Source organism: Herbaspirillum huttiense, assembly GCF_047300815.1.
In the GTDB taxonomy this organism is placed as follows: domain Bacteria; phylum Pseudomonadota; class Gammaproteobacteria; order Burkholderiales; family Burkholderiaceae_D; genus Herbaspirillum; species Herbaspirillum huttiense_A.
Genome location: NZ_CP178608.1, coordinates 1,217,317 through 1,226,688 on the forward strand (window position 1 = coordinate 1,217,317; position 9,372 = coordinate 1,226,688).

Consider the following 9,372-nt stretch of genomic DNA (forward strand, 5'->3'; position numbering starts at 1 on the left):
ATGACAAAAATACTTGTAGTCGATGACCATGCGGTCGTACGGGCAGGTGTGCACCACTTCATTTCAGAAATCCCGTCGATGGAAATCGGCGGCGAGGCCAGCACGGCCGAAGAAGCCATTCGCCTAGTGCGCACCCAGGATTGGGATATCGTCCTGCTCGATATCGCCATGCCCGACAAGAGTGGCGTGGAAGTGTTGAAGCAGATCAAGCGAGAGAAACCGGAGTTGCCGGTGCTGATGCTGTCGATGCACCCGGAGAGCCGCTATGCCGTACAGGTGCTGCGCAGCGGCGCCTCCGGCTACGTGCAGAAGGAAGCGCTGGCCACCGAACTGGTCAATGCGATCAACACCATCCTGCGCGGGCACAAGTACATCAGCTACGGTGTGGCCGAGCTGCTCACCAGCGAGCCGGTAGACTCCGAGAAGCCGCTGCACGAGACGCTCTCGCAGCGCGAGTACGAAATCTTCTACAAGCTCGGCCAGGGCCAGGGCGTGACGCAAATCGCCGACGAGCTGTGCCTGTCGGTCAAGACGGTCAGTACCTATCGCTCGCGCGTGCTGCAGAAGATGAGCATGACCAACAACGCGGACATCATTTATTACGCGATCAAGAACAACCTGATCGACTGAGGCCTGGCACCCCGGGCAGATATGCCACTGACGGGTCAATCAGGCCGGTCGGCAGGCAGGGAAGAGTGGTACGGCGCATCATGGACGACAATCTCAACAGCAGGCCCCAGCGCGACAGCGACGGGACGCCCTTGCGGATCTTCCTGGTGGAGGATTCGGAGGACGTGCGGGACCTGATCGTGGAGAGCCTGGCGGAGATCGCCGGCGTGCGCCTGGTGGGCTATGCCGAGACCGAACTGGACGCCTTGCGCGACCTGCAGCAGAACAGCTATGACGTGCTCATTCTCGATATCCAGCTCAAGCAGGGCAACGGCATGAGCCTGCTGCAGTCGCTGGCGCGCTCCAATACGCGGCGCCAGAGCGAGGTCAAGGTGGTCTTCAGCAATCACGTCAGCCCGACCTACCGGCGCGTAGGCGTGCAATGCGGGGTACAGCACTTCTTCGACAAGTCCTCCGAACTGCCGCTGCTGTGCGACCTGCTGGAAGAGTTGGCCGCGCAACGGGCAGGCAAGTCAGGGCGGACTTCGTCAAGCAACAATTCGCCACAGGGCCCGGCCCAGGCGGGGGGACTTTAAGGCCTCTTTTTGCTGCATAATTCGCGCAGCCAAGCATCCTGCTGCCAAGGCATTTCGGCGCAGCACGGATGAAGCAGACAACGAGAACCGATCATGGCCAGCGTGCCGCCAGCGATGGCCGGGGCGCGGCACGGGTCGCACTACAGCAAGGGATTTCCGACGATGCAGAAGAACAATGACGGCCTTCGTCCGTCCTCCGCCGATCTCCAGAACAGCGCATCGGTGGAGTATTTTGCCGCGTCCCACGCGCATTACAGCAGCATGGTGACGCTGGCCATGGGCCTGTCCATGGCGGTGATCCTGCTGGGCGTGGTGGTGCTGGTGACCGGTCTCTTGGGCGAAGAATATCGCCGCCTGCTCTCGGGCTTGCTGGCCGTGCGCGAAGTGACGGCCGGCGGTTTCATCCTGGGCGCGTCGGCGCTCTACCTGCGCTGCATGCATTCCGGCACGCGCCGTGCGTCGCTGCGCAAGCTGGCCACCGGCCTGGCGGTGCTGCTGCTGGTGCTGGGTGTGGCCTCGCTGGTGCAGGGGGTGATGGTCACGCTGGGCTGGCTGCCACTGGATGGCGCCCATCCGATCTCGCCGCTTTCCATTCCACCCTTGCTGTCGGTGGGCTTCGTGCTGATGGCGCTGGCCTTGCTGCTGCATGACTGGCGTCTGCTGGGCGGCTACTATCCCTCGGAATACCTGGCCTTCACGCTCATGGGCCTGTCGGCCATTCCGCTGGTGGGCTACCTGTACGATGTCAGCCAGTTCATCTATCTCGATTTCCCGCTGCCGATCTCGCTGCTGTCGTCGCTGGTATTTGCGCTCTTGGGCGCGGCCTTGCTGATGGCGCGTCCCTCGCATCCGCTCATGGCGGTGATCCTGCGCATGGCCCCCGGCGGCCAGATGCTGCGCCATCTGCTGCCGCAGACCCTGTTCCTGCTGCTGGCCTTCAGCCTGTTGCTGAACTGGGGCATGGCGCATGGCTGGATCCTGCCGGAACTGGTGCTGCCGACGCTGACGCTGATCAACGGCGTGATCGTGCTCTTCATCTTCTGGGGGTCGGCCAGCCGGCTCGACAGCGAATACGGCGAGCGCACGCGCAATGCCCAGAAGCTGGCCGAGACCAGCGCGCTGCTCAATGCCGTCAGTGAAAGCACCAGCGACCCGATCTTCGTGAAGAACCGCCAGGGCCTGATGATCTTCGCCAACCCGGCCACGCTGCACAAGCTGGGCAAGACCTGGGAGGAGACCATGTACCGTTCCAGCCGCGAGCTGTTCCTGGTCGAGGAAGAGGCCGATACGGTGGATCGCGACGATCGCCGCGTCATGGCCTCGGGCAAGCCGGAAAAACTGGAACAGACCATGCACCTGCCCGAAGGCGTGGTCACCTTCCAGACCGCCAAGGTGCCCTGGTTCGGCAAGGATGGCAGCGTGCAGGGCGTCATCGGGATCAGCACCGACATCACCGAGCGCAAGCAGGCCGAGGACGAATTGCGCGAGCGCGAGAGCCGGCTGGAAAAGACCGTCATCGAACGCACGGCGCTGCTGCGCGAACTGACCAATCACCTGGAAACGGTGCGCGAGGAAGAGAAGCGCGCCATTGCCCGCGAGCTGCACGACAACATGGGCGCATCGCTGACGGCCCTGTCGATGCATCTGGAAGGGGTCTACCAGATCCTGCCCCAGGATGAAAAATGGGCCGACCGCAAGGTCCGCATGCAGGGCCTCATGAAGTCGCTGGTGGCTACCACGCGCCGCATCCAGACCGAGCTGCGCCCCAATACGCTGGACCTGTTCGGCCTGAAGGCGGCGATCTCGGAACAGCTCGATGAACTGCACGAACGCACCGGCATTGCCTGCCATGCCAGCCTGCCGGATGAAGACGTGGATGTGGGTCACCAGATGGAAATCGCCATCTACCGCATGCTCCAGGAAATGCTCAACAACGTGACCAAGCACGCCAAGGCCAGCAAGGTCGATGTCATCCTCGATGTCGACGAAGACCACGTGGCCTTGACCGTACGCGATGATGGCGTGGGCATTCCCGAAGAGCGGCGCGACAACCACAAGACCTACGGCTTGCGTGGCCTGCGCGAACGCGCCACTTTCTTTGGCGGTGAGGTCGATATCCGTTCCACCCCGGGCAAGGGCGCCCTCATCAGCATCAGCCTGCCGATACGCCCGGAGCTGGCCGCCAGCGACACCTGATTGTGCTGCCGCGCACCCGCTTCAAGTGCGCGTCATGCTCCCCCGAAAGCCGCCTCCAGGGCGGCTTTCTGCGTTCTGGTGAGCGTCTTTGCAAGAGCGTTTTTCCGTCACGATTTTTCGTTTTTTCCTACGCGTGAAAGGGCGACTCTCTTATGTCGGCCAGACAGGCTCATCGGTACCATGGATTCATCGTCACTCACCGCCCGAACGGGAGGCCAGGGTGGCGGGACCGGCAAGGAGCCGAACTCTGCGCCGGGTAACCCACAGACGAACAATGCAAAGGAGCCATCATGAACAAGGATCAGGTCAAGGGCAGCTTGAAGGAAGTCGCAGGCAAGGTGCAGGAGAAGACCGGTGAACTGACGGGCAACACCAGCCAGCAGGTCAAGGGTGCCGCCAAGCAGGTCGAAGGCAATGTCCAGAAGACCTATGGCGATGCCAAGGAAGCGGCCAAGGACTAAGTTCCGAGGCCGGTGTTCCGGTGCCTCGATGAGGCGCCGGCGGCACCCGCAGGCAGGGCGCGAGGACTCTCTGAAGCATGCAGCAGGGCGCATGTAGGAAAGCGCCTACACCAATATCGGAAATGGCTGATTTTGTGATGCAGCAATTTCCGCGACCATGTGGTCATGGTGCTGGTAGAGCCGGGAATTGCAAAAGAGTTCACGGTTTGCCGCATGAAATTTTGCTCACCGCCAGAAGGGACCCCTGAAAGGGCAGACCATGAAAAAAACAGTCGGTATTTGCATGCTGGCAGCCGCTTCGGCTTTCGCCTCTCACGCTTTCGCAGAAACTTCTCAAGCCGTCGACAGCGCCGCGCGCTGGTCGGCTTCCACGATGGACCGTCACATGCCGGTGGATGCAGCGCGTCTGCACAAGCTGGGGCAGAAGAAATTCCGCTATATGGACATGGCCGAGAGCAAGCGCTCCAAGTTCCTGCAGAACGCCGTGCTGCTGTTTGGCGCACGTGCCGACGGCAAGGCTGCGGCAGCGCAACGCGACCCGGCCAAGGCTGCGCCCAGCGCACCGGTTTATCGTGATCACGCACAACCGCCCAAGGCCCCGCGCGTGATCATGCGTCCGTCGACCTGATCGGCGGCCGTATTCCCCTATTCCACAAAGAGGAAGGAGTCATCATGAAGACCATGCAAAAACTGGCAGTGACCTCGGTAGCCATCTGTGCCTTTGCCGCCTTCACAGGCTGCAGCGGCATGACCCAGCAAGACAAGAACACCGCCATCGGCGCCGGCGCCGGTGCCGTCGGTGGTGCCGTCCTGACCGGCGGCAGCGCCATCGGGACCGTGGGCGGTGCCGCCGTAGGTGGCGTGATCGGCAACCAGGTCGGCAAGTAATTTGCTGATCGGCTGATCATGGCCCGGCGCTGCACCTCGCGTGAGGAGCAGCCACCATCAACAACGCCGCGACACGGGTGACCTGTCGCGGCGTTGTTGCATTCAGGGCCGGATGTGGGTGAGCTTATTTGGCAGCTGACATGGCCCCGTGCTTGTGGACCTGCTTGCCGGCCTGCTTGCGCGCGCCCTTCTTGGCCGGCGCAGCGGCGGGAGCGCCGCCCTGATAGTCATCAAAGATGCGCCTGGCCCGTGCTGCATCCTGCGTCTTGGCTTGGGCCGCCTGCTGGCGGCATCCAGCGGCGTCCTTCCCCCTCAGGCTGCGGCAGGCCTGCAGCGCTTCGGCATAGGCCGCTGCGGTCTCCTTGTTAAGGTTCTCCAGACGGCCCTTCGCGCTGTTGTCTTCCTGGTACCAGCGCTGGGGATCGGTTTTGCTGACATCTTCTTCAGCAGCGTGCACGGTGCCGGACGCAAGGATGGCGAGGGCCGCCAGGAGAGCGGGCAGGGGAGAAGCGAGGAATTTATTGTTCATCTGATGTCAGCCTCATCACGGTACGGGTACGGGGAGAGCCGTGTGCGTGAGCTTGACCCCATTGGAGATGAGGCTGCGTCCACGAGCAAACGGCGCGGACGGTGACAGGCACCGTCCGCGCCGTTTTCCCGTCCGCCACCGGATGGTATCAGGCTTGCGGGAGGGAAGGGAGCGTCAGAAGGGCGGGGCGTTGGTCGCCGGACTTCAGAAGCCGGCGGCCGCCCCGCCTTATATCTTGCCCAGCAGCAGCAGGATCAGCAGGATGATGACGATGGTGCCAGCGATACCGCTGGGACCATAACCCCAGCCGCGGCTGTGCGGCCAGGCCGGGATGACGCCGAGCAGGATCAGGATCAGGACGATGAGCAGGATGGTGCCGAGGGTCATGGATTTCTCCTTTGTTATTGAGTTCGTTCTTGCCCGCCAGGGTGCAAGCGCCGGTTGATTCATGAAGCTGGGCTCATCTTAGAACTGGCACGTCGGCGAGACGATCAGCGGCCCTCGCAATGTGCTGTAGGAAAATCCGGCAAGCGCGAGTAGGCGGCCACGCGTGCCTGACAAATCGCTGCCAACTTGGTGCAAGGCACAATCGAAGTGCGGGCCGCGCCCGTTTTGATCGCGTCGCGCCACCGTAAAGGGCCAGCAGGATACGCCGTCCTTTTCCCCACAAGTCCAGACCCCGTGCGGCTTTGCAAGCCATGCGGCGGCTCTGGCACGCTCTTTGCTGAATCCCCGGCATCAGCGCAGCAATGCGCAAGCAATGTGAAGGTGTGGCCAATGGCGGTCGCGCCGTCCAGGACAAAGGCGTCTTCCGGTATGGGTCACCCATGGCGGAACACGCCTTTTTTTCGTTCGGGCTTTCTTCAAATCGCAACGCAAGGGGAACAGTGCTATGGAATCCAAAGGTCAGGCAGGCAAGGCAGGCGCGCTGGAAAGCGGCACGCCAGTCGTAGAGGACAGCGCAGTCAAGACAGCCGACGGTGTCGACGGCCGTCGCCGCACCCTGCTGCAGGGCGCGGCACTGGCCGCCGGCAGCGGCGTGCTGGGCTTGGCCTCGGGCGGCGCCTGGGCGGCCGGCTCCGACAAGCCGGAGAAGGAAGAAGTCAAGATCGGCTTCATTCCCCTGACCGACTGCGCCTCGGTGGTGATGGCCTCGGTGCTGGGTTTCGACAAGAAGTACGGCATCAAGATCGTCCCCAGCAAGGAAGCCTCCTGGGCCGGCGTGCGCGACAAGCTCACCAACGGCGAACTCGATGCGGCCCACGTGCTGTATGGCCTGATCTACGGCGTGCAGCTGGGCATCGGCGGCCAGAAGAAGGACATGGCCGTGCTGATGGGCCTGAACCATAACGGCCAGGCCATCACCCTGTCCAAAAAACTGGCCGACAAGGGCGCCGTCGATGGCGCATCGCTGGCCAAGCTGATGCAGGCCGAGAAGCGCGAATACACCTTCGCCCAGACCTTTCCGACCGGCACGCACGCCATGTGGCTGTACTACTGGCTGGCCGCCAATGGCATCAACCCGATGAAGGATGCCAAGGTCATCACGGTACCGCCGCCGCAGATGGTGGCCAACATGCGGGTGGGCAACATGGATGGCTTCTGCGTGGGCGAACCCTGGGGTCATCGCGCCATCGTCGATGGCGTGGGCATCACCGCCATCACTACCCAGGACATCTGGAAGGACCATCCCGAGAAGGTGCTGGGCACCTCGCTGGAGTTCGTCCAGAAGTACCCCAATACCTGTCGCGCGATGATGGCCGCCATCCTGGAGGCCAGCAAGTGGATCGATGCCTCGCTGGCCAACAAGAACAAGATGGCCGAGGTGATCGCCGACAAGTCCTATGTGAACACCAGCAAGGACGTGATCGACCAGCGCATCCTCGGGCGCTACCAGAACGGCCTGGGCAAGACCTGGGACGACCCCAACTACATGAAGTTTTACGACGAAGGCCAGGTCAACTTCCCCTTCCTCTCCGACGGCATGTGGTTCATGACCCAGCACCGCCGCTGGGGCCTGTTGAAGAGCGATCCGGACTACCTGGCCGTGGCCAAGTCGGTCAACCAGATCGATCTCTACAAGGACGCGGCCGCCATGACCAAGACGCCGCTGCCCAAGGATGTCATGCGCAGTTCCAAGCTGATGGATGGCACGGTGTGGGACGGCAAGAATCCGGCGGCCTACGCGCAGTCGTTCAAGATCAAGGTGTAAGCGGGTGCGGCCAGCAGCCGTGTCCATCAAGGTGAAGTGCATAGAGCAAGGGGAAGATGATGAGTGCAGTCGCAGAAAGCATCATGGGTGACAACGCCAAGCCCGCCGGCGTGCCCGCGGCCAGCGAGCCGCTGCGTGCAGCGGCCGCCAACGAAGCGCAGGTGGCCCCTGCGGCCAGCGCTGCCGCCAGCGTGAAGACGCGCAGCCTGCGCAAGAAGATCATCGCGGGCGGGCTCTTCATGCGCGTGGTGCCGCCCCTGCTGGGCGTGGCGTTGCTGGTACTGGTGTGGCAGATCATCGCCTTGAAGACCGCCAGCTTCCCTACACCGTGGGTGACCCTGAAGGAAGCGGGCGTGATGTTTTCCGATCCCTTCTACCGCAACAGTCCCAATGACCAGGGCATAGGCTGGAACGTGCTGGCTTCGCTGCAGCGGGTCGGCATGGGCTTCGGGCTGGCCGCGCTGGTGGGCATTCCGCTGGGCTTTGCGATCGGGCGCGTGGAATTCCTCTCGCGCATGTTCGGCCCCATCATCAGCCTGCTGCGTCCGGTCTCGCCGCTGGCCTGGCTGCCCATCGGCCTGTTGGTGTTCAAGTCGGCCAATCCGGCGGCGATCTGGTCGATCTTCATCTGCTCGATCTGGCCGATGATCATCAATACGGCCGTCGGTGTGCAGCGTGTCCCGCAGGATTACATGAATGTGGCACGCGTACTCAATCTCTCCGAATGGAAAGTGCTGACCAAGATCCTGTTCCCTTCGGTGTTGCCTTACATGCTGACGGGCGTGCGTCTTTCCATCGGTACGGCGTGGCTGGTGATCGTGGCCGCCGAGATGCTGACCGGTGGCGTCGGTATCGGCTTCTGGGTCTGGGATGAATGGAACAACCTGAACGTGCCGCACATCATCATCGCCATCGTCGTCATCGGGGTGGTGGGGCTGGTGCTGGAACAATTGCTGGTGGCGCTGGCCAAGGCGTTCACCTACGAGCAGGTCAACAACTGAGGAGGGCGGGATCATGGACAACATCAACGGCAAGTTCATCGACATCCACGGCGTGGAGATGGTGTTCCACACCAAGAAGGGCGTCTTCCATGCACTGCGCGAGATCAACCTGACGGTGGCCAAGGGCGAGTTCGTCACCTTGATCGGCCACTCCGGCTGCGGCAAGTCGACCTTGCTGAACCTGATTGCGGGCCTGCTCAAGCCCAGCGATGGCGTACTGCTGTGTGCCAATCGCGAGATCGGTGGTCCGGCCCCGGAGCGTGCGGTGGTGTTCCAGAACCACTCGCTGCTGCCCTGGCTGACCTGCTACGAAAACATCTATCTGGGTGTCGAGCGCGTCTTCGGCGCTACCGAGAATCGCACCCAGCTGCGTGACCGCACGCGCGCCGCGCTGGCGCTGGTGGGACTGACCGCAGCCGAGGCCAAGCGCCCCAATGAAATTTCCGGCGGCATGAAGCAGCGCGTGGGCATCGCCCGCGCACTGGCGATGGAGCCCAAGGTCCTGCTGATGGATGAGCCCTTCGGTGCGCTCGATGCATTGACGCGTGCGCACTTGCAGGATGAGTTGTTGAAGATCGTCGCCAAGACCGAATCGACGGTGGTGATGGTGACCCACGATGTGGACGAGGCAGTGCTGCTGTCGGACCGCATCGTGATGATGACCAATGGTCCCGCTGCCACCATCGGCGAGATCGTGGAAGTGAAACTGCCGCGTCCACGTGACCGTGTCACGCTGGCGCAGGATGCACAGTATGGTGCCTATCGCACGGCGGTGCTGGAGTTCTTGTACCGCAAGCAGGCGCATCCGTCACGGGAGGCCGCGTAAGCTTGCGTAATACGCATCTGCCGGCCACTCGGCCAATGCAATTGAAGGAGAAGT

General features: G+C 62.6%; 11 protein-coding genes. 9 read left to right on the forward strand and 2 right to left on the reverse strand.

All coding sequences use genetic code 11. The features are described from left to right. The 6 genes from ACLRDN_RS05615 (at nt 1) to ACLRDN_RS05640 (ending at nt 4,750) form a co-directional block, all read left to right on the forward strand. Nucleotides 1-630, forward strand: coding sequence for a response regulator transcription factor (locus ACLRDN_RS05615; RefSeq protein ID WP_006464715.1), 630 nt, complete (start codon nt 1-3; stop codon nt 628-630). An 80-nt stretch (nt 631-710) separates the two neighbouring features. Next, nucleotides 711-1,205, forward strand: a complete 495-nt coding sequence (locus ACLRDN_RS05620) for a response regulator (protein ID WP_413459324.1) — start codon at nt 711-713, stop codon at nt 1,203-1,205. A 162-nt stretch (nt 1,206-1,367) separates the two neighbouring features. Beyond that, nucleotides 1,368-3,401, forward strand: a complete 2,034-nt coding sequence (locus ACLRDN_RS05625) for a PAS domain-containing protein (RefSeq protein ID WP_413460350.1) — start codon at nt 1,368-1,370, stop codon at nt 3,399-3,401. 290 nt (nt 3,402-3,691) lie between these two features. Further along, the gene (locus ACLRDN_RS05630; protein ID WP_413459325.1) at nt 3,692-3,862 is read left to right on the forward strand and encodes a CsbD family protein; all 171 of its coding nucleotides are present in this window, start codon (nt 3,692-3,694) and stop codon (nt 3,860-3,862) included. 259 nt (nt 3,863-4,121) lie between these two features. Further along, entirely contained in the window at nt 4,122-4,490 is a 369-nt protein-coding gene (locus tag ACLRDN_RS05635) for a hypothetical protein (RefSeq protein ID WP_413459326.1), read from the forward strand. A 44-nt stretch (nt 4,491-4,534) separates the two neighbouring features. After that, nucleotides 4,535-4,750 carry a glycine zipper 2TM domain-containing protein gene (locus tag ACLRDN_RS05640; RefSeq protein ID WP_413459327.1) on the forward strand — a complete coding sequence of 72 codons (216 nt, stop codon included), beginning with the start codon at nt 4,535-4,537 and terminating at the stop codon, nt 4,748-4,750. 124 nt (nt 4,751-4,874) lie between these two features. Here ACLRDN_RS05640 and ACLRDN_RS05645 read toward each other — a convergent pair whose 3' ends face one another. Both ACLRDN_RS05645 and ACLRDN_RS05650 read right to left on the reverse strand, forming a co-directional pair. Then, a complete protein-coding gene (locus ACLRDN_RS05645) occupies nt 4,875-5,279 on the reverse strand; it encodes a hypothetical protein (protein ID WP_413459328.1) in 405 nt (134 codons plus the stop codon). 228 nt (nt 5,280-5,507) lie between these two features. After that, nucleotides 5,508-5,666, reverse strand: coding sequence for a DUF3309 family protein (locus ACLRDN_RS05650; RefSeq protein WP_006464722.1), 159 nt, complete (start codon nt 5,664-5,666; stop codon nt 5,508-5,510). Nucleotides 5,667-6,171: 505 nt separating this feature from the next. Between ACLRDN_RS05650 and ACLRDN_RS05655 the strand changes: the two genes are divergently transcribed. Genes ACLRDN_RS05655 through ACLRDN_RS05665 form a run of 3 tightly spaced genes read left to right on the forward strand, consistent with a single transcriptional unit; the run spans nt 6,172 to nt 9,318 of the window. Further along, the gene (locus tag ACLRDN_RS05655; RefSeq protein WP_413459329.1) at nt 6,172-7,491 is read left to right on the forward strand and encodes a CmpA/NrtA family ABC transporter substrate-binding protein; all 1,320 of its coding nucleotides are present in this window, start codon (nt 6,172-6,174) and stop codon (nt 7,489-7,491) included. Nucleotides 7,492-7,550: 59 nt separating this feature from the next. Then, entirely contained in the window at nt 7,551-8,492 is a 942-nt protein-coding gene (gene ntrB / locus ACLRDN_RS05660; RefSeq protein WP_413459330.1) for a nitrate ABC transporter permease, read from the forward strand. A 13-nt stretch (nt 8,493-8,505) separates the two neighbouring features. Beyond that, nucleotides 8,506-9,318: an ABC transporter ATP-binding protein gene (locus ACLRDN_RS05665; RefSeq protein ID WP_413459331.1), complete on the forward strand. Its 813-nt coding sequence runs from the start codon at nt 8,506-8,508 to the stop codon at nt 9,316-9,318. Nucleotides 9,319-9,372: the final 54 nt, after the last annotated feature.